The sequence below is a fragment of the Companilactobacillus musae genome (genome assembly GCF_003967595.1).
Lineage (GTDB): Bacteria > Bacillota > Bacilli > Lactobacillales > Lactobacillaceae > Companilactobacillus > Companilactobacillus musae.
Genome location: NZ_BIFW01000002.1, coordinates 250839 through 274243, shown reverse-complemented (window position 1 = coordinate 274243; position 23405 = coordinate 250839). Strand labels below are relative to the sequence as shown.

Sequence of the window (23405 nt, the reverse complement as noted above, 5' to 3'; positions counted from 1 at the left end):
AAGAAGGGAATATTATTATGAATGCAATCATTGAAAAAATTACCACTACCGCATTAAAGTCACCTGAAAAGATTTGTTACAAGAATGGTGAAGAAACACATACATATCAAGAATTATTACAAGAATCTGATCGAGTTGCCAGTTATCTACAAGAGAAGTTTTTACCTGCTAAAAGTCCTGTAATTATTTTTGGTGGGCAACAATTTGAAATGTTAGTGATGTTCTTAGGTGCTATTAAAGCAGGGCATCCTTATATTCCAGTTGATGATGGTTCAGATCCTTCTCGAGTAATTCAAATCAATAGTGTTGCAAAGCCAGCTTTGATTTTGAATTGGAGTGATATCAGTGACTTTGGGGTTGAAACTCCACAAGTAACTAAAGAAGAATTAATGAAAGTTTTAGCATCTGATAACAATATTTATGATGATAATCGTAGTGTTGGATTAGATGATAATTTCTACATCATCTTCACTTCAGGAACAACAGGTACTCCTAAAGGGGTACAAATTAGTACTAATAATATTTTGGACTTTGCACAATGGGCCAAAACAGAATTTAATTATTCGAATCAAATGAATATGTTATTGCAAGCTCCATTCTCATTTGATTTATCAGTCTTCGATATTTATCCAGGCTTGATGAATGGTGCAACCTTAAGTGTTGTTGATAAAGACACAACTAAGAATTTTGGTAAATTACAAGAAGCTATTCTTAACTCAGATTTCAATACTTGGGTTTCAACACCATCATTTTTTGAAATGTGCTTGTTGTTTAGAGGCTTTGATGAAGAACATATGCCACAGTTGAATAAGTTTATCTTTTGTGGCGAAGAGTTAACTCATGCAACAGCACAAAAACTACTTAAAAAGTTTCCAAGTGCTGAACTTTACAACACTTATGGCCCTACAGAAAATACTGTTGCTATTACATCAATTAAAATTGATGAAAAGGCTTTGGAAGAATTTGACCGATTACCAATTGGTTACTTGAAGTCCAATATGGAACATAAGATCAATGGAGCAATTGATGAAAAGACTGGTCAAATGACAGGAGAATTATTAGTTAGTGGACCAGATGTTTCAAAGGGTTACTTGAATAACCCCATTCAAACAGCAAAGGCTTTTGAACAAATTGATGGAAAAACTTTCTATCACACTGGTGATATGATCAGTGAAGGAGAAAATGGTCTTTTATACTATCATGGAAGAACCGATTTTCAAATTAAAATGCATGGTTACAGAATTGAACTTGAAGAGGTTGATTCTTTATTAGGTAACTTAAAACAAGTCAAACAATCATGTACTGTTCCTTTATATAATAATAAGAAACAAGTAAGTAAAATGATTGCTTGTATCGTTCTTGAAGACGAGTATGGCGACGATGATCAAAAAGATTTAGTTTCAAATATCAAAGATTCTTTGAAAGAAACAACGATGGAATATATGATTCCTAATGTTTTGAAATTTGTTGATGAATTACCGATCAGTAAGAATGGGAAAATTGATAGAAAGACTTTAATAGGCGAGATTAATGAATAACATTACACCTTATAGTAGTCCCCATTATTTTATTTACCTGTTAATTCTCTTACTTCCAATAATTATTGGACTATGGTTCGGTAAACGTTTCAGAATCTATGATATGTTTGCATCAATCGTTGTTTTGATAACAGCTTTCTTTGGTGGCAATATGTCACAAGGTATTTCGTTGATTTGTTATATCATTTTTGAAATGCTGATCGTCTTCATTTACTTGTCGTATCGTAAGAAACACAATGGCTTTTGGGTCTTTACCACGTTTGTTATTTTGGCAATTATTCCATTAGTTTTCGTCAAATTAGATCCACTAATTAAAAATCCAACGATTTCATTATTCGCATTTATGGGTATTAGTTATTTAACTTTCAAGTCCGTTGAAATCATTATGGAAATTCGTGATGGTGTTATCAAAGAGATCAAGCCTTATGAATTCATGAGATTCTTGCTCTTTTTCCCAACTATCACTTCAGGACCAATTGATAGATTCAGACGTTTCCAAAAAGATGTTGTTAATGTTCCTAGCCGTGAAGAGTATGTAGAGTTGCTCCACAGTGGTGTTAATAAGTTGATGCAAGGATTGTTGTATAAATTTATTATTGGTTATTTCTTTGGAACATTGTTATTGCCAAAGATCCAAATTTTAACTTTATCGTATCGAGGTCAAACTCCATTAGGTTTATCTTGGGCTTTGGTAGCTTATATGTATGTTTATAGTATGTATCTATTCTTTGATTTTGCTGGCTATTCACTTTTTGCCGTCGCAATCAGTAATTTCATGGGAGTTAAGACTCCAATGAACTTCAGAGCTCCATTCAAGTCTAAGAATATCAAGGACTTCTGGAATAGATGGCATATTACTTTATCATTCTGGTTCCGTGATTTTATCTATATGCGTTTGATGTTTACAGTAATCAAGCACAAATGGCTCAAGAATCGTGTCACAATCGCCAATGTTGGTTATTTGACCTTATTCTTGATCATGGGATTCTGGCATGGTGAAACTTGGTACTACATCGTTTATGGTTTGTTCCACGCTGGAGCAATGATTACCAACGATGCTTGGTTAAGATTTAAGAAGAAACATCGTAAGAGTATTCCAAGTAATAAGTTTACACAGGCTTTTGCAATCTTCTTAACGTTCAATGTTGTATGTTTTAGTTTTATGATTTTCTCAGGTATTTTAGACAAATTATGGTTTTAGATAGGAGAGTTTATTATGGATGATATTAAAGAAAAAATTGTAGGTATTTTACAAGATGTTACAGGTTTGGATGATGCTGGCCAAGACGCTGACCAAGATCTATTCAAAGATGGTGTTCTTGATTCAATGGCAACGGTAGAGGTTCTAGTAACATTACAAGATACTTTTGGTATTCAAGTACCAGTTTCTGAATTTGATCGTTCACAATGGTCAACAGTTAACAAAATTGCTCAACAAGTACAAGAATTGGAATAGATTATGAAAAAAAAGTTATGGATGATTTTTGGACCTGTTATAGTTGCCATTGCTGCTTTATTGATCCTTCTCTGGGCACCAATCAACTTTAAGACAGTGACACCACAAAAAGTTCAACAAGCTGCTACTTCACTTGATGTTCGTGTTCTAAAAGGTGAAAGCTTGAAGAATGCTGCCGAGAAGGAAAATTACATTCCTATCATTGGTTCATCAGAACTTTCTAGAATGGATCCGTTCCATCCATCTTCCATGGCACAAAAATATAATTGGAAGAATAAACCATTCTTGCAAGGTAATCCCGGTACAGCTTCATTGACGCAAGCCATGAATGTTGGTGGGATGGCCAATTTAAAGGGAAATAAAGCTGTTATGATTATTTCTCCACAATGGTTTACAAAATCTGGTGTTCCATCAGATGCTTTCAAATACTTCTTATCACCACTTCAATTGACTGGTTTTATTTTGAATTCAGATCACGGCGATAAGGCGATGAACAAATACGTTGCTGGAAGAATCCTTGATCTAGGCGTCAGTAAAGGACCTATCGAAGATGGTGCACTAGAGCGTATTTCTGAAGGCAAACAAATTACTAGTTTCCAACGTTTTTATATCAAAAACTTTGCTCGCTCAAGTTTACAAAGCCAAGATAATTTATTCGGTTCAGTTTCGATGAATGATCATGAGAATATGATCAAGAAAGCTTCAAGCCAATTGCCTGATACATATGACTACAAGCATTTGAATAAATTAGCGATTAAATTAGCTGAGAAACATTCAACTGATAATGACTTACAAATTGGCAATTCTTTCTATAAGAAACAATTGAAGAAGAGAATTGATATTTATAAGAATGCGCATAAGCATGTTACTTATACACATTCACCAGAATATAATGACTTTGAAGCTTTGCTTTATATGTTTGCTCAAAACAAAGTTGAAGTAATGTTTGTCATTCAACCAATCAATCCTTACTGGGTTAAATACACTGGTATGCCAATGAGTTCTATTACAAACTTTGATACTAAGATCAAGTATCAATTGAGATCACAAGGTTTTAATAATATCGTTGATTTATCTAATGTTAAAAATTCTAACTATATTGCTGAAGATACTATCCATATGGGATGGCGTGGTTGGTTGATGTTAGATCACCATCTTAAGGGATATTATAAGGATAAGAAGGCAAATCCTAAGAATACTCAATATAAGATGGACAGCTACTTCTTAACTGATACATGGGCCAATAATACAAAATTTTCAAATAATAAATAAGACTCAAACTTAAAATGCCGCAAGGTTGTTAGAACTTTATCTAATAGCTATGGGGCATTTTATGGTGATTAAAATTAAAGGAAAATTTGAATGTTAGTGTTATCCTTAATTGTGAGGAGATGATTACTATGAGAGTTGATAATGGTGAATATCCGAAGGGAAAAGATGCAGTTGATCCCAAAAAAGTTAAAATGTTGAAACTGCTTAGTAAACTAGCAACCTTTACGTGTATTGCTATGTATGTTTCTTATGTTCCACAAATAATAGCCAATTTTTCAGGTAATCCGGTTAATCCTTTACAGCCATTTGTGGCAATGATCAATGGATGTCTATGGACCGGTTATGGTTGGCTTAAAACTTATAAGGATTGGCCAATAATTATTTCAAATGTACCAGGTGTTTTATTTGGCTTAATTACTGTCGTTACAGTATATATCCATTAATTTTTGACAAGATAATTCGTAATAGAACCCAACGAGCATCAATCGTTGGGCTTTTTAGTAGTCTTCTTTTGGGAAAAATCAGTTTAAATGTTATTATCACTTTAATATCTAAACTTAACTTTAGGTTAAGGAGAACTCGTAATTCATTAGGAGGAAAATGTTTATGCAAGAAATGGCCGTTACTTATTCGATTGGGGAGGTAGCTGAAATGTTCGGTTTATCAGTTCCCACGATTCGCTATTATGACAAAGAAGGCCTGATTCCTAATTTAAATAAAAACGCTGCTGGAGTTAGACGTTTCAATGAAGATAATGTCAGCACATTGAAAATCGTTGAATGTCTTAAGAACGCAGGAATGCCCATTAAAGATATTAAGCAATTTGTTCAATGGACTCTACAAGGTGATAAAACATTGAATGAACGTTCTCAGATGTTTCAAGAATTAAGAGTTTCCGTACAAGAACAAATGAAACAATTACAAGAAACTTTGGATACAATTAATTTTAAATGTGCATATTATGGTAAGGCTACTTCTGATGGAACGGAGAAATATGTTAAAGAAGAAATGCACTTAAATTAAGATTGCAAAAAATCGACATATAATGGAAGAAAAGTGAAAAAATATATAAACAATTTCTTAAAAAAACTTTGATTGGCACTATTTTTTGTGGTCGAATCCTATTATCGGCAGAAAAAAATTTAAATATATTTTTTTCTGTGAGAATATAATTCTTTTAACTATGCTCAAAGCTATATCATAACTATAAAAGATCATGATTTGTAAAAATTAAATTATGGTCTTTTTTTGTGGAATAAACGGCTTACAATAAATCTAATAATTTGCATAACTAAATTATATTTGTTAGGGTTATAAGGGTCGTTGTTATTTCTTTTGTTAAATAACAGCTTTTTTATTTCTAATTAATGAACATAAACTTTGTTTGTTTCAATTCCAAGAATGGGGGATTTAATGAGTACTAATAAGAGTACAAAAGTAGAAGTCAAAAACTTAACTAAGATTTTTGGTAAACGTATCAACAAAGCCAAAGAGTTAAGCAGACAGGGAAAAGATAAATCGGAAATTCTCAAGGAAACAGGTGCTACACTTGGTGTCGACCGAGCAGATTTCAAAATCTACGATGGCGAAATTTTTGTTATCATGGGTCTATCAGGTAGTGGTAAGTCAACATTAGTAAGAATGATCAATCGTCTTATTGAGCCTACAGAAGGTGAAATCTTGATTGATGGCGAGAATTTAATGAAGATGGATAAAAAGAAACTTCGTGAAGTCCGTCGTAAGAAAATGAGTATGGTTTTCCAAAACTTTGGATTATTACCTAATCGAACAATTTTGGAAAATGCTGAATACGGCTTGGAAATTCAAGGTGTAGATAAAGATACTCGCGAGAAAAAAGCCAAAGATGCTTTGGAAACAGTCGGTATTACCGGCTATAACGATGAATACCCTGATCAATTATCAGGTGGTATGCAGCAACGTGTTGGATTGGCTCGTGCTTTAGCAAATGATCCCGAAATACTATTAATGGATGAGGCCTTTTCAGCCCTTGATCCATTGAATAGAACTGATATGCAAGATCAACTCTTGGATATTCAAGAAAGATTACACAAGACAATTATCTTTATTAGTCATGATTTAAATGAGGCTTTGAAGATCGGTGATAGAATCATGATCATGAAGGATGCTAAGGTAATTCAAACTGGTACTCCGGAAGATATTTTGACACATCCAGCTAATGAATATGTTGAAGAATTTATCGAAAACGTTGATCGTAGTAAGGTTCTTACTGCAGGTAACGTAATGATTCGTCCAATGACAATCAATATTGAAAAGGCTGGTCCTCGTTTGACCTTGAAGATGATGAAGGCTAACGAAGTTTCAACTGCTTATATTGTTAACAACGAACGTAAATTACTTGGTGTCGTCGATGCCAATGATGTTATTAAATTAGTTCGTGAGAAGAAAGGGGATATTACACCTATTATTCAAACTAAGGTTCCAACAACAGCTGAAGATACACCAATTTCTGACCTAATGGACGATATTTCACAAACAGGTATTCCATTTGCCGTTATCAACGATAAGAAGCAATTACGAGGAATTATTGTTCGTGGTGCCGTTCTAGGTGCTTTAGCAGGAAATGAGGTGAGCGATTTTGAATAGTTTAATTTTAGGTAGTATTCCAGAACTTCCATTAGCTCACTGGATTGATAATTTTGTTAATTGGTTAGTTCAATTTACAGGCTTTTTCAATGCTATTACTAACTTTATTGGTTCTATTAACAATGCCTTTCAATGGGTCTTTGATTTAATTCCAATTTGGTTATTTATTGTTTTAGTTCTAGCTTTAACTTATTACGTTAATCGTGATAAACAAAATTGGGGCTTATTGATATTTGAATTCTTAGGTTTACTTTTGATTTGGAATTTGAATTATTGGCGTGATATGACCCAAACATTAACATTGGTTTTAACCTCTAGTTTAATTGCTTTAGTCATCGGTATTCCATTGGGAATTTTAATGGCTAAAAGTCATGTTGCTGAAGTTATTTTGAAACCAGTACTTGATTTTATGCAGACAATGCCAGCCTTCGTTTACTTGATTCCAGCAGTTGCTTTGTTTGGCATCGGTATGGTTCCTGGTATCGTCGCATCAGTTATTTTCGCTATGCCACCAACAGTTAGAATGACTAACATGGGTATTCGAGAAGTTCCTGATGAATTGATTGAAGCTGCTGATTCATTTGGATCAACAGAATGGCAAAAATTGTTTAAGGTTGAATTGCCAATTGCTAAAAGTAGTTTAATGGCTGGTGTCAACCAGAGTATGATGCTTTCATTATCTATGGTTGTTATTGCTTCTATGATCGGTGCTATGGGACTTGGTACTAAAGTTTACTTCGCCGTTGGTAGAAATGATGCTGGTAATGGTTTCTCAGCTGGTTTGGCAATTGTTATTTTGGCGATTATCTTAGATAGATTAACTCAATCATTAACAAGAACACGCAGAAAAAACTAGGAGGGATTTTTTGAAGAAACAAAAGTTTATCAAACTTTTCTTATTAGCATTACTAATTATCCCAATTATTTCCGCATGTAGTTCCCAGACAGCTCCGTACAATAGTAAGGAAAAGTTGGGCCCACAGATTAATTACACTATTACTGGTATTGATGCTGGTGCTGGTGTTATGGCTTCAACACAAACAGCTTTGAAAGATTATGGCTTGGAAAAGAATAATTGGCAATTGCAGCCAAGTTCAACTTCAGCCATGACAAGTACACTTGATAAAGCATATAAAAATAAACAATCAATCGTTATCACTGGTTGGCAACCACATTGGATGTTTAAAAAATATCAATTGAAGTTTTTGAAAGATCCTAAGAATACTTACGGTAAGGCTGAACATATCAGTACAATCGTTCGTAAAGGCTTAAAGAAAGATTCACCAGAAGCTTATACGATTTTAAGTCGTTTCCATTGGACACCTTCACAGATGTCTGATGTTATGTTAAAAGTTAATAATGGTGTAGATCCAGAAAAGGCTGCTAAACAGTGGATCAAGAAGAATCCTCAAACGGTTCAACAATGGACTAAAGGGGTTAAGAAGGTTCATGGTAAGTCGATCAAGTTAACTTATGTGGCTTGGGATTCAGAAATTGCTTCAACTAACGTGATTGCTCAAGTATTGAGAGATCAAGGTTATAAAGTAACGATCCAATCAATGGAAATGCAACCGGTTTGGGCATCAATTGCCACTAAGGCTGCCGATGCAACGGTTAGTGCATGGTTGCCTAAGACTTCAGCTAAGTTCTATTCTGATTATAAGGGTAGATTTGAAGATTTAGGTGCCAATTTGGAGGGCGCTCGAGTAGGGCTAGCTGTTCCAAAATATATGACTAACATTAATTCCATTAGTGATTTAAAAAATAAATAAAATAAAAAGAATTGGAAGAAATTCCAATTCTTTTTTGTTTTATGAGTGCTAAATATTTAAATATGGAATAATAATAAGCAGTTCTCATATTATATATCATATGAAATATATATATAATAAAAAGACAAATTGTCGACCTATTAATCATAGCAATGACATGATATAACTAAGGGTATATAATTATATTAATTATGATATAAAATTATTATATAGGGGCGATGGCGTGGATATACAGACGTTTATTGATAAAAGAAAAGAATTAGGTCTCTCCCAAAAAGAACTAAGTAGCGGCATTTGTACGCAAGCCACATTAAGTAAATTTGAGAATAATGGCAAAATACCATCATTAAAGATTTTAATTCAATTATGCAATCGCTTGGATCTATCTTTGGACAGCATCATAGGTGTTAGTGATACTAAGAGTCAAAAGGTAGTTAAAGAAATGAATCAGGCTGAATTTAATTTGATTATTCAAGAATATCGAGACTCTTGGAAAATTATTAAAGCAATTAATCCGGAAGATTTAGCACATGATAAGGATGCTTTAATGCAGTTCTATTATCTGAAAGGATATTTGAATGTTTTAGATGATGGTGATTTATTTGATGCGGTTTTTGATTTTAATCGTATTTTGTCCGAATTGGATGCGCATGGCGAAACGATTTTTACCTTTCTAGCCTTTGTAGGCATGGGAATGGTTTACGCTAAGCAGGGTGATGATCAAAAGAGTGAGTATTATTTCAGCAAAGTATTTAATAATATTTATACAATGTCCATAGATGATGTTTCTAAAATCTGGCGTTATATTAATATCATTTTTTATTGTGCAATTTATTACTCCGAAAGAAATGAATTGGAAACAGCTAATGCTTTGCTAAATTATGGTGTTAAGATCTGTTCTGAAAATCATGTAACTTATTATATTGCTAGAATTTATGCACAATTAGCAATGAATGAAAATCGGGTTAATGGTAATAATAAGAAGGTTCGTAACTTAATAAATAAGGCTTTGGTCTTTTCAGAGTTTAATCAAAATGAAAAAGAAATCGAAGTTATTAAACGTTGGGTCGCAAGTAATAACTTGTAATATTAATTAGGCAGTATTTGATTCTCGGGCTTGGGAATTGAGTGCTGCTTTTTTAGTATGTTATATTAATTAGACAAGTTATGAGGAGACAGTTTATGGAAATAAATCGGCGAGGCATTATAAAATACAGCATAATTGGAATTTTGGTACTATTTGTTTTGGTATATCCTGCACAAATTTATCAAATATTTTTGAATCTTGTAAGTGTGATTATGCCATTAATTTTAGGAGCAGTTTTGGCGTACGCATTGAATATTTTGTGTGTTCGTTTGGAAAAGCATATGTTTCCGAATACAAAACATCGTTGGCTGAAAAAACTCAGACGTCCATTGGTTATAGTGTTGGCATTGGTTATTGTCATTTTAGTGATGACTGGGGTCTTTCGTTTAGTTTTGCCTCAATTTATCAGTGCTTTGACCGATTTCTTTAAATCAATTCCAGCCTTTTTCAGTGATGTTTCTAATTTGGCTAAAGATATAAACAGTCATTCGGCTATTCCAGATCAGTTGAAATCAATTGATATTAACTGGTCGTCGGTTCAGTCTAAAGTGATGAAATTTTTATCATCAGGGGTCGGTGGAGTTTTTGGTTCTACTTTTAAGATCGTTACGGGTGTAGCAAAGGGAATCTTTAACTTTATTTTAGCTTTGACTTTTGCAATTTATATTTTAGCGACAAAAGATAAATTAAAATTGCAACTGGATAAAGCTTCACGAGCTTTTATCAAATCAAAGCATCTTCAAAAGATTAAATATGTTCTAGATGTTACTAATAAAATGTTCAGTAGTTTTATTGTGGGACAAGTTACAGAGGCAATAATACTAGGAACGTTATGTGCTTTAGGGATGTTTATCTTCAGATTCCCTTACGCCTTGCCAGTTGGAGCCTTTGTTGGTATTACATCGCTAGTGCCTATCTTTGGAGCGTGGGCTGGTGGTGCTGTTGGGTTCTTGTTGATTGCTGTAGAATCCCCATTGAAAGCAATTCTATTCGTTATTTTCATTTTGGTGTTGCAACAAATTGAAAGTAATTTGATTTATCCACGAGTTGTTGGAACATCAATTGGATTACCGGGCATTTGGGTTTTAGCTGCTATAACTGTTGGTGGAGGACTTGGTGGTATTGTGGGAATGCTTCTAGGAGTTCCAGTAGCTGCGACAATTTATCAATTGTTTAAGAATGAGACAAATCGACGTTTGACTGAGTCAAAATCATAAATTTCAATGTTATAATTGACAAAATTATGAAGGAGCGATGGCTGTGTGGGATAGTTACTTTGGCTTTGTAATAACATTTGTGGTCATATTTACATTAGTGCCATATTTTACCTCATTGATAACTTCATGGTTAGGTCATTTGTCGAAAATTATTTTAGTAGATAGTTTAGGCAATAGTAGTCAATTGATCGTAGGTGGCCTGGGTGTGATAATTCATGAGTTAGGACACGCTATTTTTGCTTATCTTTTCGGACATCAAGTTACGCATGTACAGTTGTTGAATTTGAATTATCGCCAGTCAGGGTCTTTAGGCTCAGTTGATCATCGTTGGAATGATCGAAACGTTTATCAAATGTTAGGCAATTTTTTTATTGGGTTGGCACCTTATTATATGTGCTCTTTAACTTTATATTTATTACAAAAGTATTTGTTGAAAGCACAGTTTAGCATAACTTCTTTGAATCAAAGTTTAGATATCAATACCACTTTATCTGTTAGGATGATTTTTGAGTCCGTTTTAGATAATTTGAAATCTAGTTTTGCTAATGCTTCATTAGGAATGATTGTTCTTTACATAGTATTAACTATTATGATTGCCAGTACAGGCTATGATTTAAGCCGTAATGACTTTATGACTGTTAATAAGGGTATTTTACCGTGGATAGTTGTTTTGATTGTTCTAGGGTCTGTTTTATACGTTTTGAACATTAGAGTTGCTGTTATTAGTGGGTCAGTTTATTTTATCGCTTTTTCAGTTCTCTTCATGTTTCATGCAATTATTAGTATTGTATTGGCAATGATTGTCATTAAGATCTTAGGAATATTCAATTTTATTTAAAAATAGGCAAAAAGCTCTTAGAATAAATTCTAAGGGCTTTTTTTATTCAGTATTAAAATGAGGTAAAGGAATAATGTGGCATAAAGAAATTCACGTTGATTTTGGAGTATATGGTATTATTGCTGCTAGTAATAAATTGTTAGTTACTAAAAATAGTACTGGTCCATATAAAAATCGTTTTGATTTGCCAGGAGGAAAATTAGATGATGGTAAATCATCATATGACACGATGGTAAAAAAAGTGAGTAAAACAACTGGATTGCAAGTACTAGAAGCTAAACAGTTAGGGACGGTTAGTTTTAGTTATCCTTGGCAATATCAAAATTATGATTGGAGAAAACATGTCTGTACATTTTATCAGATTGTTGATTATTTGGGTGTCCCCATAACTTCAGAAAAACAATTTGTTAATTTGGATACAGGTGTTATTTGGATTGATATTGAAGATTTGAATTTGGAGAATAGTTCACCTTTAGTTTTGAAGGCTAAAGAATTCATTTTGCTTAATGAATTCGTAGTAACAGACACTAAATATGTTCACTGGAGTGTTTTAGACTAAATTTTTGTCATTTTAAGATGAGGGGTGTGGTTGAATAGAAATGGTTCGCCGTGAGTTTGAAAACCAAATTTTTTATAGAATCCCTCAACTTGAACTTGAGCTTCTATTTCAATTAGTTGATTTGGATAATTTTTTTGAATGGTAGATAGGATGTATTTCATTAATTCATTTCCAAGCCCTAATCCCCGGTATTGTGGATCAGTGACGACTCTGCCAAAAGTTACATTGTTATTTTGTGGAAAAATTCGAGCGTAGGCCGCAACTTTGCCGTCAATTATATCAAAAATATGAATAGCTTCAGGGTCGTGTTCATCGACTTCTTGATAAATCCGTTTTTGATCCACGACAAATATTTTGGTTCTTAAATAAAAAATGTCAAAAAGCTCCTTAGTAGATAATTCTGAAAATCGTTTTACTTGCCACATAATAAAGGCCTACTTTCTGTTAAAGAGCAATGTGTCTATTGTTGACATTGCCTGATAAAACTTTTTCTGTTCAAGGTCGGATAAATTGCCAAGAAGGTCTTTGATCTGTTGATCAGAGCGTTCATCTAATTCTTTAACAAGCGCAAGGCCTTTAGAAGTTAAATGTAATTGAACCGAGCGAGAATCTGTTGCTGAAGGTGACTTGGTCAGGAGTTCATTTTTTTCAAAGCGTTTAATGATACGACTGGTGTAACTTTTATCCAGATTAAGACTATTAGCCACTTCAATTGGAGTTTTATCGTGGTTAAAGGAGATTTCTAAAATGACACGTCCCTCGGTCCAACTGAGTGGTGTTCCGAGAACTTTTTTATTTAGAATCCCAAGTAATTTAGTATAGTCACGGTTAAAATTACGGATCGAAGAGATTTCGGTTTGATTGAACAAAATGTATTTCCTCCGAGAGTTAATAAAAATTATTATAGCATTATAGTGGACTTTGTCCACTATAATTTCGAGAATATATAAAAAAGCATCCATGTTAGAGTGAACGATACTGAAAAATGCCATATCATTTTCTAAATGAATGCTCTTTTATAATTCAAGAAAAATTTAGATGTTTTTATAATTTGCAGCTTTAAGATTAGTAACAGTTAACATGACCAAAAGACTGATGATGTAAAGTGTTGAAATAAAGACCATTACGGTCATAATGTTGTAGTGATCCAAGATGAAACCAATAGCTAAACTGGAGAATCCACCGATACAACGACCAACATTCATGATAACGTTGTTAGCAGTAGCTCTGACTTCAGTTGGATAAAGACGACTGACAATGGCTCCGAATCCCGCGAACATACCATTTGAGAAATAACCGACAACTGCGCCGACGATGATCAAAGACCAAACGTTGCTGGGTAAAGTTAAGATATAAACACCGATAGCTGAAGCAGTTAAGAAGATTCCGAAGGCAAGTCTTGGTCCTAGATTATCGAGAATCCAGCCGAAAGTTAACATTCCAGCACACATACCAAGGATAGTAGCAATCATCCAAGTTGAGGCTCCGACTGTTAGGTTCAATTGCTTTTGCATAATAGTTGGTAACCAATTCATTAGACCAAAGTAACCAGCGATTTGAACAACTGCCATGATCATTAAAGCAATAGTTTGATAAGCAATTTTTGGTGTGGCAAATAGTTGCTTGATATTACCATGTTTCTTTTGGGAGGAATTTGTGAAAGCAGTACTTTCTCTTAAATGTCTTCTGATGAAGAAGGTAATGACTACTGGGATGACACCAAACAAGAACAAAGCGTGCCAACCAAGGGTTGGTAAGATCAATGCTGCCAATAGCGATGCTAAGATGGCACCAATTTGTCCAGCCATACCGACCCATGATGATACACGACCAAGTTTTTCTTTAGAAAAACTCTCTGCTAAGACTGTCATTCCAATGCCATATTCACCACCGGCACCGATACCTGCAATAAAACGACAAAGATAGATTGCCGTTAGGCTATGAGCAAAAAACATTGCTGCCGTGGCGAAAGCAAAGATAAAGATTGTATGACTAAAAGTTTTGATACGACCGATTTTATCGGCTAAAATTCCAAAAAAAATACCACCTAATAACATACCAATATTTGTGATTGTGGAGATAAGTCCCGCTTGTGTTCCACTTAAATGCAATTCAGCGATAATAGATGAAAGAGCGAATGACAAGAACATGACATCCATATTTTCCAATCCAAATCCTGACGCTGTGGAAGCAACCACTTTAGCTTGGTAGCTATCTAGCTGGTTCGATTTTGTTACTATTTTCATTTTATTCCCTCCAAAATTGACGCTCACTGACGTCATTTATTTTGCTTGAACGTATAATAGCACAGGAATATTTTGTTAACAAGTCTTGAAGATAGAAAAAGTCGTTAATTAGATTTGATCCTTTTTTCAAATTCTAAGTTTTTAACTAAAAAAGAACAGTGCCTATTAAGCATTCAAAGTAGTAAGATTACCTGAAACTAATAGACATTGTTCTTCTTTTTATCTGGATATGAAAATAATATTTAATTTGTAAATGATTGATTTAGTTTATTTAATTCGCTGTCATTAAACTTAATATCGTCTAGTTGAGCAGCTTTGTCATGCATGATATTAGTAACTTTTTCAGTAACTGCATCAACAGTATTTTGATCAGAACTGTCTGGGAACATGCCAACAATTAAGTAATCAACGGGAACCTTGTCATTACCCCAAGCTACTGGATTTTTGAAGGTCAACATCATCGTGTGGACGCGGCTCTTTTTATCGCTTGTAGCGAACATAAAGACGGCACGATTTTCGATAATAGTATTACCAGCAGCAGCACTAGCAAAGATGCTACTTTGAATGTTTTGTTCATCGACATTGAATTCTTCAGCAGTTTTTTGAGCGGCTAGTTTTAAAGCATTCAATTGATTGTTATCTGACAATTCGACATTAGCAGTAGTGTGATTTTTTCTAAAAATTTTAAACATAATAGTTATCTCCCTTGCATTTTTTATAAATTCAACGAAGTGATTCGACATGTCTTAACTTCTCTACACAAAGTATGATATATTATCGAACCCGTTTCATAGCAAGGGGAAAGTTTAATTTTTTTTAGAAGAATATAAAACGTTGCTAGGCCGGCTTATATTAGGGTATTTTTGCTTTAGGGAGCAGTAAGCTTTTTGAACATCGTCAGGAATATTAACATGGACAATAAAATTCTTTCCATTAGGACCGTAACCAGATTGATTATCTGTGAGCCTAGACATTTCACCCATCAGTAAGGTTTGATATCGTTGTGGCGACCACATGCCTAAATAGTCGTGATCAAAAGTTAATTCATTTGATTTTAATTTCAAATTTGTTTGATAGGTAGCATAGTTAATGATTTTTATTTCTGAGGAAACATATTTCTGTAGGCAAGCGCTCATTCGCCGCTGCATTGTAGCGTCCTGCGCCAGAATAATTGATTTAAAATCAATCTGCTGCTGTTTTAAAAGATCCAAAAGATAAGTTATATTATTGCCACAGTTAGTAGAATCAGTTTCTAAAAAATCTGCTTTTAAATTGAAACGATTTTTTAAAATAATAGCAAACAATTCAGCCTCGCTGGTGATATTGTCAGGTAATTCTGGAAATGTTTTTTTAGCCGTTTGCATTAAAGAAGCTGTTGTATGACCAAAACCGCCAACGATAAGGTACTTTTTAGCGATATTATTTTGAATTGCCTGGGCTAAGATATTTACGCCGTATACAATGGAGCCTCCAAAAAGAACGAAGACATCAGCTTGTGTAATTTGGTATTTAGAAAATAGAATATGGGAATCTAAATTTGAAATATCTCTTGGCCCACAGAACTGTCCTATGAGATTGAAATTTTTGATGTCTTCGTTATTAAAATTATTCAAAATATTTCACTCCATCAGGAATACTTGTAACGCTATCGACTATGTAATCAGCACCATAATCAGCTAATTCTTGATTATCTCCAAAGCCGTACGTAACGCCTAATGTATGAACACCGTTTTGAACTCCTCCTTCCATGTCGGTCATACGATCGCCAATCATTAGTGAATTAGCTGAGGATGCTTGGGCATCTTTCATACCATAAGCTAAAATAGCTTTTTTAGTATTCCGAGTAGTTTCATCATCAGATGCACCATAAAGACCAGAAAAGTAATCGTCTAAATTCAAATGGGGTACTAACAATTTGATCAAAGATTCGGGTTTGACTGAGGAAACGTAGAGTTTATATCCAGTCTTTTTTAATTGAGCCAGAGTTTCTTTCATTTCAGGATAAATTTCAAGTTGATAAACGCCTTTAGTATTATAGAAGGATTGATAAGTTTTTACAGCTGTTCGATAGTCACTTTGAGCCATATTGGGATAGTATCTTTTTAAGCTATCTGGTAGAGAAGGACCAATGAACTTTTTATAAGTGTCGATTCCTAAATCTTCTAGATTCAGTTCAGAAACCATATATTTGAGGGCGTTGATAATACCCTCTTGGGTATCAGCAATAGTACCGTCGAAGTCAAAAAATAAATTTTCCATAATAAAATTCCCCTTATTGAATGTAATCGTTTTTACAAAGATATGATTTAATTATAAAGTGAATTTCCAATATTACCAAATAGGTTTATTCAGCAATAGGTTTGTGTCGGGCAATTAAAATACCTGATATTGTCAATAGGACTGACATGATGGCTAAGATGATAATAATTGAATTCCAAGAATCGACTAGATTTTCGATAAAGCCGAACATTACTGGACCAATTGCTGCTAATAAATAACCAGCAGATTGAGCCATACCAGAAACCTCGGCAGTTTGATAAGGATTAGTGGTTTTTTCGGTGAAGAAAATAACGGCCATATTAAAGGCTAAACCGGAGCCAAATCCAGTGATCACAGTCACAATAGTTAAGAAGACTAGGCTATTAGTGGTTATTAAAAAGCCTAGTGGTGCCACTGCATAACCAATGAAAAGCATTGATAATAAAGCTTTCAGACCATTCTTTTTGACGGATAGGAATGGAACAATAAAAGAACAGGGTAGTCCACTGAGTTGAAGTACTGTTAGTAGATTACTAGCGACTATGGTACTAGTACCGTGGGTTTCTAAAACCGATGGTAACCAAGTGATAAATGAATAATAGACTAGAGATTGAAATCCAAAGAAGGCTGTAATTAACCAACCAAGTGATTGCGTCCAAACGCTTTGGTAATGCTGAGGTTTGCTCGTTTTATCATCGTCGCGTTGATTATATTTCAGACTAGGAATCCAAAAAATTAGGGCAATAATAGCAACGGAGGATAAGATTGCTAAGGTAGTTTGTAGACTGATTTTAGTAATGAATATTCCCGAAAGAGCGGTACCGATGGCTCCAATTAATAACATTGACATAGTATAAAGACTAGTTCCTAAAGGAATCTCGTTGGGCAAATGATCTTTGATAATAGCGGGCACTAAAACATTCCCACTGTCGATACCAATACCAGCTAAAAAAGTACCAATCATCAAGGCCCAGGTAGTAGGAATAATTCTTAGATAACTACCTATAATTAATAGAATGAAGAAGATAAAAATAGTTAATTCATTACCCAATTTCTTAGCAATTTTAACGATTATAGGCGAGAAAATGGCGAAGGTGATTAAAGGAATAGAGGTTATTAAGCCGGCCATTGATTTAGGAATTCCAAGATTTTTTTCGATAGTACTGAGTAGTGGTGGAATGATAGTAATAGGTAATCGTAAATTGGCGGCAATTAACATCATACTCAATAAAAACCATTTTTTGTTTATGGACTTAGCTTTCATAAAAATCTCCTCGGTAGTTAGTCATAGTATTACAAGTGTAAACCTAAATTATTGATGCCGCTACGAGAAAAGTTTAGTTTGATTATTATGTAAATTCATAATAAAAAAGGCATCTATACTAAAGTTGATAACACATAGTGTGTAACTATCTCTTTAATTATAGATGTCTTTTATTTTTGAAATTTTTAATTCGACCACTTAGCAAAGAAATTGGCTGTAAATTCAATGAATTTTTCACGTGAAACCTTGAAATCATTATCTTCTAGGTATTCAACCAAACCAATTAGACCACCAACGATAAAACTGATCATTAATTCTGGAGCATCTGATTCAGTAATCATTTTGATCAAAGGGTCGTTTTGACTGTTAGGGTCCTTACTTTTAGTTTTGACAATATCCTGCAAAATACTTCTAAACTCTGGATAGAGATTGGCTTTGGTCTGATATTGTGGAGAAATATGGTGAATGAAACTGCTATTTTTTTCCATAAAGTCGGCAATTTGATAAACGATAGTTTTAGCATTAGAAGTATTATTTATCAAATCATCTAATAGGTAAGAAAAAACGGCATGTAAGAGAGAATACTTATCATTGAAGTAACGGTAAAAAGTGCTGTGATTGATAAGAGCTTCGTCACAAATATCACCAACAGTGATTTTTTCAAAGGGCTTTTTTTGTAATAAAGATACCATAGCCGTGATGATAGAATTTTCAGTTCGTTGGGTTACTTGTGACATGTTTCTCCTCCTAGAGCACTTTAACGTTTTCGTAACGCGTCATTAATGTATTGAAGTCATAATCTTTTAATTCTTTGATGCTTTCTTTGCCATTGAAGAAAGCTGTTAAACTTCCAGCTAGCATAAGGTTCAATGGTTCTTCAGTCATATTTCTAACACCGATAACGGGAACATTGTTGGCAACAGCATAACCACATTCCCACATAGTTCCAGAATCTGGTTCTAGTTCATTTTCTTCTATTTTATAGTCTAACATTGCAACAACTACATCTGAAACATTAATGTTGTTAATGTCATGTTTGTAAACAGCAGTTTGCCATTCAAATGAACCGAACTCAGCGGCGGTGTATTCATCTTTACCTGGTCGGAAAATGTCACCGATAGTAGGATTGGCAGCAAGTAATTGGTGAATATCATCAAGTCGTTTGATTTGTTGATCACTAAAAAATGGTCCGGCTAAATAAACACGATTTTTCTTTTGCATAAGTATTATTAGGAACTCCTTTATATTTATACTTTAATTATACTGAAATGTTCGGAAAATGCTCGAAAAATTATTTCAAAATGACATCTTTTTTCCGTGATAATAGGCAGAATCCTTAAAAAAATAATAAGAAAAATAAATATTAATTTTTTCAAAAAAGCCTTTTCATTTTTTTTATAAGATGATATAACTTTCCTAGGCATGGAGGCCTGATGCTTATGAATAAAAATTTGCGGAACATTCGCGACGATAAGAAAAAGGTGACGATACTAGCTATGTTTGGTATCTTCTTATCCTTTATTCTTTTGATTTTTTAGGATTAAACATGCTTATAGATGGGAAAAATTGTAGTATTCTTAAATAGAAGACTAAACTAAACTGAGACTAAATATTATATTTGGTCTCAGTTTTTTAAACGGGAGATGAGAATTAGTGCAGACGTGTCAGATAGAAAATATCTTGTATGCGGGTATTGTAGGGGATGCATTGGGAGTTCCCGTTGAATTTAAACGACGTGATTCTTATTACATTGATTCAATGATTGGTTCAGGTACTTGGGAACAGCCAAAGGGAAGCTGGTCTGATGATACTTCGTTTTCACTACCTTTAATGGAGAACTTAACTGAAAATGGTAATTATGAAGAATTAATGCAAAAGTTCGAGAATTACATGTTTCACAATCAATATACACCGGATAATTTAGCATTTGGTATTGGGAATACCTGTGCTAAAGCCGTACGTAATTGGTCGGTAAATCATTATTCAGCATTACAATGCGGAGATCCTAGCGTTTACGCAAATGGGAATGGTGCTTTAATGCGCTTGGCACCTTTAGGAATCCACCTAGTTAATGAACCTGATATAAAGCGTCGATTAAAATTAGCGCATGATTATACTTGTTTAACGCATCGGCACCCACGAGCAATTTTAGCCAGCTATATTTATCTTGAAATGATTCATTCATTATTGAATGGTAAGTCACTATGGGCTATTTTATCCGAACTACCAGGTGTCTTGGAAAGAAACTTACAAGATCAACCAGAAGTTTGGAATGAATTTAATAATTTTGAGAAAATGTTTCAAAATAATTTTGCGACAACTTTAAGAGGGGATATCAAATCAACTGGCTACGTGGTTGATACTTTGTTAGCTGCGGTTTGGTGTACCTTGAATGCAACTAGTATTGATGGAGCAATTATTTTGGCCGTTAATTTGGGTGATGACACTGATACCTTAGCTAGTATTACAGGTACTTTAGCTAATTGTGCCAATATGAGTGATCAGGTCAATCCTGAATGGAAGGGTCAATTACGAAATCCAGAATTATTAAACAGTATTATTGAACCCTTTGCGGAAAAAGAATCATCTAGAGAGTTAGAATTTTGATTTTTAGGATTCTTTCTCTATTTGGGGTATACTGTGAATTTGCTGTCCTCCACAACAAACCTGATTGGGCTGGAACGCTGCAGGTACAGATTTGAACCAATTCTGCGAATTGTTTCAAATACTGGCCTTCTACTAAGTGAGTACCTCACTAAGTAGAATTTCGCGGCTGAGCCCATCGGTTTTGTTCCTCCGGACTATTGCTTTGTTTTAAATATAAAAAAGAAGAACAATGTCTATTAGTTTCAGGTAGCTTTACTACTACTTTGAATGCTTAATAGGCACTGTTCTTTTTTAGTTTAGTATCAATTGTAACTAGATTTGAGAAAGAGCCACTTTTATAATCATTAGTTTTTTTGTGTGAATAAATATATTATCTAATCTAAATGTTTTATTTTTTTTCGGGTTGAATCAGTGAATTATCAGAATTTCCAAACCATTTCTTGTTGATTCTTTGTAGTTCACCGGTGTTTGCTAGATGTTGTAAACCTTGGTCGATTTTCTTCTTCATGGTCTTATCACCTTTACGCATTCCGGCAGCAAAATCTTCACCAGTAAAACCGCCACGGGTCACACGATAGGAAGCAGGGTCTTTTTCTTTACTAATATAGTAACCAGCGTAGACACTGTCGATCAAAAGACCTTGGATACGATCGGCATCTAGATCCATTAGGGCGTTATTAAAGGAATCATATAAAACAGGATTCTTGCCCTTGATATAATCTTTTAACATCTTGGGATGTTCATCAAGAAGGCTAGCACCAGAAGAACTAGTTTGAGCACCTAGAGTTTTACCTTGCATACCTTTGAAAGAGGTAATATTCTCATTAGTTTTAGTAACTAATACTTGGCGGTTGGCCATGTAAGGGCGAGAAAACATTAATTGCTTTTGACGAGCTGGAGTGATCGTATAGCCATTCCAAATTAAATCAATAGTTCGATTACGTAATTCGGTTTCCTTCATATTCCAATCAATAGGTTGGAAATCTGCTTTGATACCATATTGTTTAAAGACGGCTTTGGCTAAATCAATATCATAGCCAACCAATTTACCGCTTTTTTCACGAAAGCCCATAGGAACAAAGGTATCATCAAGACCGATGATTACACGGCCTCTTTTTTTGATTGAGGACCAAGTATCAGCAGTATTTGCCTGTTGTGCAACTGATTTTTTGTTATTGCTACAACCAGATAGTGTCAAAACAAAGAAGGCTAATAAGGTCATGAATAGTAATATTTTTTTCTTCATATTTATTAATCCCCCTAAGATTAATTATTGAGTGGTTTTACTTCGAGAAGTTGATCAGCAATTTTTTTAGCAAAATCAGGATCGTGGGTAATGACAATTTGTGTAATGCCGGTTTTCTTTAAATCAAGAATGACTTGAGCAACAGTATCACGTAGGCTTGGATCTAGAGCTGAAGTTGGTTCATCATAACAAAGAATTTTTGGTTGCATGGCCAAAGCTCTGGCAATAGCAACACGTTGTTTTTGACCACCAGAAAGTTCAAATGGATATTGATCCTTTAAGCTAGTTAATCCTAATTGAGCTAAAAGTTCTGTAACGTTTTTCTGAGCGGTCTTTTTGTCTTGTTTGAGGACCATTTCCGGAGCTAAAGCAATGTTTTCCATGACAGATAAATGAGGGAAGAGGTTAAAATCTTGGAATACGACGCCAATAACACGTTCCTTACGAGATTCATCGGCAGGATCAAATGGTTTATCGTTGAGAGTGAAAGTTCCAGAATCAACTTTTTCAAGACCAGCAATACAACGTAGTAGAGTTGTTTTACCAGCACCACTAGGACCGACGATGCTTAAAATTGAATTGTCCTTAACTTCGAGATTAAGGTTATTTAAAATTGTTTTGCCATCAAAACTTTTTGTAATATTTTTTAATTTCAACATAATTTCTCTCTCCTAACGGTAATAACTGAAACGTTTTTCTAGAACTTTGAGGATCCAGGTACAGATTAGAGTTAATAGTAGATATATGATACCAACTAAGACTAATGGTAAGAGGGTAACGTCACGAGAACTGGCAATATTACCTGCACGAAGCAAGTCACCTAGTCCGATTACATAAACTAATGATGAATCCTTGACCAAGTTGATTACTTCATTACCAATTGATGGTAAGACAATTTTGACAACTTGAGGAATGATAATTTTACGAATTGTTTGCCAATAGTTAAGACCTAAAACCTTAGCACCTTCAAATTGTCCCTTGCTGACAGTACTAAAACCACCACGGAAAATCTCAGCGAAGTAAGCTGTATAATTAAGAATAAAGGCAAATAATGCGGCATCGTATCTTTCAAAAACGATATGTGCAAATGGCATGTTAGGTAATCCGTAAAAGACGAAAATCAATTGTAGAAGTAATGGGGTTCCTCGCATGACCCAAATATAGAATGAAAGGATCCAGCTCAATGGTTTGAATTTAGAACTGCGACCAAGCGATACTAAGACCCCTAAAGGCAATGAACAAATGATTGTCCAAAAGAAGACTTTCAAAGTCATTACCGTACCGCTTAATAGTGACGGTAAAATTTCAAAAATATAATTCATCATATTTCTCTCCCCTTTTTAAGTATAAAAAAACGTCCACTAGCAAAAAATTGCTAGAGGACGTCTGGACGTGGTACCACCTCGAGTTCGTCAATAT

At 34.2% G+C, this 23405-nt stretch carries 26 protein-coding genes; 14 read left to right on the top strand and 12 right to left on the bottom strand.

What is annotated here, in order from left to right:
- Positions 1-17 precede the first annotated feature (17 nt).
- The 13 genes from dltA to LAB100_RS04945 all read left to right on the top strand — a co-directional run bounded on the left by dltA (position 18) and on the right by LAB100_RS04945 (position 12364).
- Positions 18-1538 carry a D-alanine--poly(phosphoribitol) ligase subunit DltA gene (gene dltA, locus LAB100_RS05005; protein WP_119325638.1) on the top strand — a complete coding sequence of 507 codons (1521 nt, stop codon included), beginning with the start codon at positions 18-20 and terminating at the stop codon, positions 1536-1538.
- A complete protein-coding gene (gene dltB, locus LAB100_RS05000; RefSeq protein WP_119325639.1) occupies positions 1531-2739 on the top strand; it encodes a D-alanyl-lipoteichoic acid biosynthesis protein DltB in 1209 nt (402 codons plus the stop codon). The genes dltA and dltB overlap by 8 nt, the downstream gene beginning before the upstream one ends.
- Positions 2740-2754: 15 nt before the next feature.
- The gene (gene dltC / locus LAB100_RS04995; RefSeq protein ID WP_371851211.1) at positions 2755-2994 is read left to right on the top strand and encodes a D-alanine--poly(phosphoribitol) ligase subunit DltC; all 240 of its coding nucleotides are present in this window, start codon (positions 2755-2757) and stop codon (positions 2992-2994) included.
- Positions 2995-2997: 3 nt separating this feature from the next.
- Positions 2998-4266, top strand: coding sequence for a D-alanyl-lipoteichoic acid biosynthesis protein DltD (gene dltD / locus LAB100_RS04990; protein ID WP_119325640.1), 1269 nt, complete (start codon positions 2998-3000; stop codon positions 4264-4266).
- 128 nt (positions 4267-4394) lie between these two features.
- Positions 4395-4709: a SemiSWEET family transporter gene (locus LAB100_RS04985; RefSeq protein WP_119325641.1), complete on the top strand. Its 315-nt coding sequence runs from the start codon at positions 4395-4397 to the stop codon at positions 4707-4709.
- A gap of 172 nt (positions 4710-4881) precedes the next feature.
- Positions 4882-5289: a MerR family transcriptional regulator gene (locus LAB100_RS04980; RefSeq protein WP_162894171.1), complete on the top strand. Its 408-nt coding sequence runs from the start codon at positions 4882-4884 to the stop codon at positions 5287-5289.
- Positions 5290-5679: 390 nt separating this feature from the next.
- Positions 5680-6891, top strand: a complete 1212-nt coding sequence (locus tag LAB100_RS04975) for a quaternary amine ABC transporter ATP-binding protein (protein ID WP_119325643.1) — start codon at positions 5680-5682, stop codon at positions 6889-6891.
- Complete coding sequence (locus tag LAB100_RS04970; protein ID WP_174233492.1) at positions 6884-7747, top strand: ABC transporter permease; 864 nt, start codon at positions 6884-6886, stop codon at positions 7745-7747. Before LAB100_RS04975 ends, LAB100_RS04970 begins: the two co-directional genes overlap by 8 nt.
- A gap of 10 nt (positions 7748-7757) precedes the next feature.
- A complete protein-coding gene (locus LAB100_RS04965; protein WP_119325644.1) occupies positions 7758-8663 on the top strand; it encodes a glycine betaine ABC transporter substrate-binding protein in 906 nt (301 codons plus the stop codon).
- A 223-nt stretch (positions 8664-8886) separates the two neighbouring features.
- On the top strand, positions 8887-9750 hold the full coding sequence (locus LAB100_RS04960) for a helix-turn-helix domain-containing protein (RefSeq protein ID WP_119325645.1): 864 nt from the start codon (positions 8887-8889) through the stop codon (positions 9748-9750).
- 95 nt (positions 9751-9845) lie between these two features.
- Positions 9846-10967: an AI-2E family transporter gene (locus tag LAB100_RS04955; protein WP_119325646.1), complete on the top strand. Its 1122-nt coding sequence runs from the start codon at positions 9846-9848 to the stop codon at positions 10965-10967.
- 37 nt (positions 10968-11004) lie between these two features.
- Entirely contained in the window at positions 11005-11805 is an 801-nt protein-coding gene (locus LAB100_RS04950; protein ID WP_246001256.1) for a hypothetical protein, read from the top strand.
- Positions 11806-11878: 73 nt separating this feature from the next.
- Positions 11879-12364: an NUDIX domain-containing protein gene (locus LAB100_RS04945; RefSeq protein WP_119325647.1), complete on the top strand. Its 486-nt coding sequence runs from the start codon at positions 11879-11881 to the stop codon at positions 12362-12364.
- Here LAB100_RS04945 and LAB100_RS04940 read toward each other — a convergent pair.
- The 9 genes from LAB100_RS04940 to LAB100_RS04900 all read right to left on the bottom strand — a co-directional run bounded on the left by LAB100_RS04940 (position 12361) and on the right by LAB100_RS04900 (position 19354).
- A complete protein-coding gene (locus tag LAB100_RS04940; RefSeq protein ID WP_119325648.1) occupies positions 12361-12789 on the bottom strand; it encodes a GNAT family N-acetyltransferase in 429 nt (142 codons plus the stop codon). The genes LAB100_RS04945 and LAB100_RS04940 overlap by 4 nt on opposite strands.
- A gap of 9 nt (positions 12790-12798) precedes the next feature.
- Positions 12799-13233 carry a MarR family winged helix-turn-helix transcriptional regulator gene (locus LAB100_RS04935; protein ID WP_119325649.1) on the bottom strand — a complete coding sequence of 145 codons (435 nt, stop codon included), beginning with the start codon at positions 13231-13233 and terminating at the stop codon, positions 12799-12801.
- Between the two features lie 165 nt (positions 13234-13398).
- Positions 13399-14610, bottom strand: coding sequence for an MFS transporter (locus tag LAB100_RS04930; protein ID WP_119325650.1), 1212 nt, complete (start codon positions 14608-14610; stop codon positions 13399-13401).
- A gap of 242 nt (positions 14611-14852) precedes the next feature.
- Positions 14853-15302 (bottom strand): PTS sugar transporter subunit IIA, encoded by a 450-nt coding sequence (locus LAB100_RS04925; protein ID WP_162894154.1) that lies wholly within the window; start codon positions 15300-15302, stop codon positions 14853-14855.
- A 114-nt stretch (positions 15303-15416) separates the two neighbouring features.
- The gene (locus tag LAB100_RS04920; RefSeq protein ID WP_119325652.1) at positions 15417-16223 is read right to left on the bottom strand and encodes a YdcF family protein; all 807 of its coding nucleotides are present in this window, start codon (positions 16221-16223) and stop codon (positions 15417-15419) included.
- Positions 16216-16869: an HAD hydrolase-like protein gene (locus tag LAB100_RS04915; RefSeq protein WP_119325653.1), complete on the bottom strand. Its 654-nt coding sequence runs from the start codon at positions 16867-16869 to the stop codon at positions 16216-16218. Before LAB100_RS04915 ends, LAB100_RS04920 begins: the two co-directional genes overlap by 8 nt.
- 85 nt (positions 16870-16954) lie before the next feature.
- Positions 16955-18133 (bottom strand): CynX/NimT family MFS transporter, encoded by a 1179-nt coding sequence (locus tag LAB100_RS04910; RefSeq protein ID WP_119325654.1) that lies wholly within the window; start codon positions 18131-18133, stop codon positions 16955-16957.
- A gap of 185 nt (positions 18134-18318) precedes the next feature.
- Complete coding sequence (locus LAB100_RS04905; RefSeq protein WP_119325655.1) at positions 18319-18870, bottom strand: TetR family transcriptional regulator; 552 nt, start codon at positions 18868-18870, stop codon at positions 18319-18321.
- A gap of 10 nt (positions 18871-18880) precedes the next feature.
- The gene (locus tag LAB100_RS04900) at positions 18881-19354 is read right to left on the bottom strand and encodes a nucleoside 2-deoxyribosyltransferase (protein ID WP_119325656.1); all 474 of its coding nucleotides are present in this window, start codon (positions 19352-19354) and stop codon (positions 18881-18883) included.
- 432 nt (positions 19355-19786) lie between these two features.
- On the opposite strand from LAB100_RS04900, the gene LAB100_RS04895 reads away from it, so the two are divergent.
- Positions 19787-20740, top strand: a complete 954-nt coding sequence (locus LAB100_RS04895; RefSeq protein WP_119325657.1) for an ADP-ribosylglycohydrolase family protein — start codon at positions 19787-19789, stop codon at positions 20738-20740.
- Positions 20741-21128: 388 nt separating this feature from the next.
- Here LAB100_RS04895 and LAB100_RS04890 read toward each other — a convergent pair whose 3' ends face one another.
- Genes LAB100_RS04890 through LAB100_RS04880 form a run of 3 tightly spaced genes read right to left on the bottom strand, consistent with a single transcriptional unit; the run spans position 21129 to position 23311 of the window.
- Entirely contained in the window at positions 21129-21986 is an 858-nt protein-coding gene (locus LAB100_RS04890; RefSeq protein WP_119325658.1) for an amino acid ABC transporter substrate-binding protein, read from the bottom strand.
- Between the two features lie 20 nt (positions 21987-22006).
- Positions 22007-22645 carry an amino acid ABC transporter ATP-binding protein gene (locus tag LAB100_RS04885; protein WP_119325659.1) on the bottom strand — a complete coding sequence of 213 codons (639 nt, stop codon included), beginning with the start codon at positions 22643-22645 and terminating at the stop codon, positions 22007-22009.
- Between the two features lie 12 nt (positions 22646-22657).
- A complete protein-coding gene (locus LAB100_RS04880) occupies positions 22658-23311 on the bottom strand; it encodes an amino acid ABC transporter permease (protein ID WP_119325660.1) in 654 nt (217 codons plus the stop codon).
- Positions 23312-23405 lie beyond the last annotated feature (94 nt).

Bases quoted from the DNA above. Each gene is read 5' to 3' on its own strand.
- dltC (WP_371851211.1), top strand. From the start codon at position 2,755: ATGGATGATATTAAAGAAAAAATTGTAGGTATTTTACAAGATGTTACA.
- LAB100_RS04905 (WP_119325655.1), bottom strand. From the start codon at position 18,870: ATGTCACAAGTAACCCAACGAACTGAAAATTCTATCATCACGGCTATG.
- LAB100_RS04930 (WP_119325650.1), bottom strand. From the start codon at position 14,610: ATGAAAATAGTAACAAAATCGAACCAGCTAGATAGCTACCAAGCTAAA.
- dltD (WP_119325640.1), top strand. From the start codon at position 2,998: ATGAAAAAAAAGTTATGGATGATTTTTGGACCTGTTATAGTTGCCATT.
- LAB100_RS04915 (WP_119325653.1), bottom strand. From the start codon at position 16,869: ATGGAAAATTTATTTTTTGACTTCGACGGTACTATTGCTGATACCCAA.
- LAB100_RS04885 (WP_119325659.1), bottom strand. From the start codon at position 22,645: ATGTTGAAATTAAAAAATATTACAAAAAGTTTTGATGGCAAAACAATT.
- LAB100_RS04910 (WP_119325654.1), bottom strand. From the start codon at position 18,133: ATGAAAGCTAAGTCCATAAACAAAAAATGGTTTTTATTGAGTATGATG.
- dltB (WP_119325639.1), top strand. From the start codon at position 1,531: ATGAATAACATTACACCTTATAGTAGTCCCCATTATTTTATTTACCTG.
- LAB100_RS04945 (WP_119325647.1), top strand. From the start codon at position 11,879: ATGTGGCATAAAGAAATTCACGTTGATTTTGGAGTATATGGTATTATT.
- LAB100_RS04980 (WP_162894171.1), top strand. From the start codon at position 4,882: ATGGCCGTTACTTATTCGATTGGGGAGGTAGCTGAAATGTTCGGTTTA.
- LAB100_RS04925 (WP_162894154.1), bottom strand. From the start codon at position 15,302: ATGTTTAAAATTTTTAGAAAAAATCACACTACTGCTAATGTCGAATTG.
- LAB100_RS04880 (WP_119325660.1), bottom strand. From the start codon at position 23,311: ATGATGAATTATATTTTTGAAATTTTACCGTCACTATTAAGCGGTACG.
- LAB100_RS04975 (WP_119325643.1), top strand. From the start codon at position 5,680: ATGAGTACTAATAAGAGTACAAAAGTAGAAGTCAAAAACTTAACTAAG.
- LAB100_RS04940 (WP_119325648.1), bottom strand. From the start codon at position 12,789: ATGTGGCAAGTAAAACGATTTTCAGAATTATCTACTAAGGAGCTTTTT.
- LAB100_RS04950 (WP_246001256.1), top strand. From the start codon at position 11,005: ATGGCTGTGTGGGATAGTTACTTTGGCTTTGTAATAACATTTGTGGTC.
- LAB100_RS04955 (WP_119325646.1), top strand. From the start codon at position 9,846: ATGGAAATAAATCGGCGAGGCATTATAAAATACAGCATAATTGGAATT.
- LAB100_RS04900 (WP_119325656.1), bottom strand. From the start codon at position 19,354: ATGCAAAAGAAAAATCGTGTTTATTTAGCCGGACCATTTTTTAGTGAT.
- dltA (WP_119325638.1), top strand. From the start codon at position 18: ATGAATGCAATCATTGAAAAAATTACCACTACCGCATTAAAGTCACCT.
- LAB100_RS04985 (WP_119325641.1), top strand. From the start codon at position 4,395: ATGAGAGTTGATAATGGTGAATATCCGAAGGGAAAAGATGCAGTTGAT.
- LAB100_RS04890 (WP_119325658.1), bottom strand. From the start codon at position 21,986: ATGAAGAAAAAAATATTACTATTCATGACCTTATTAGCCTTCTTTGTT.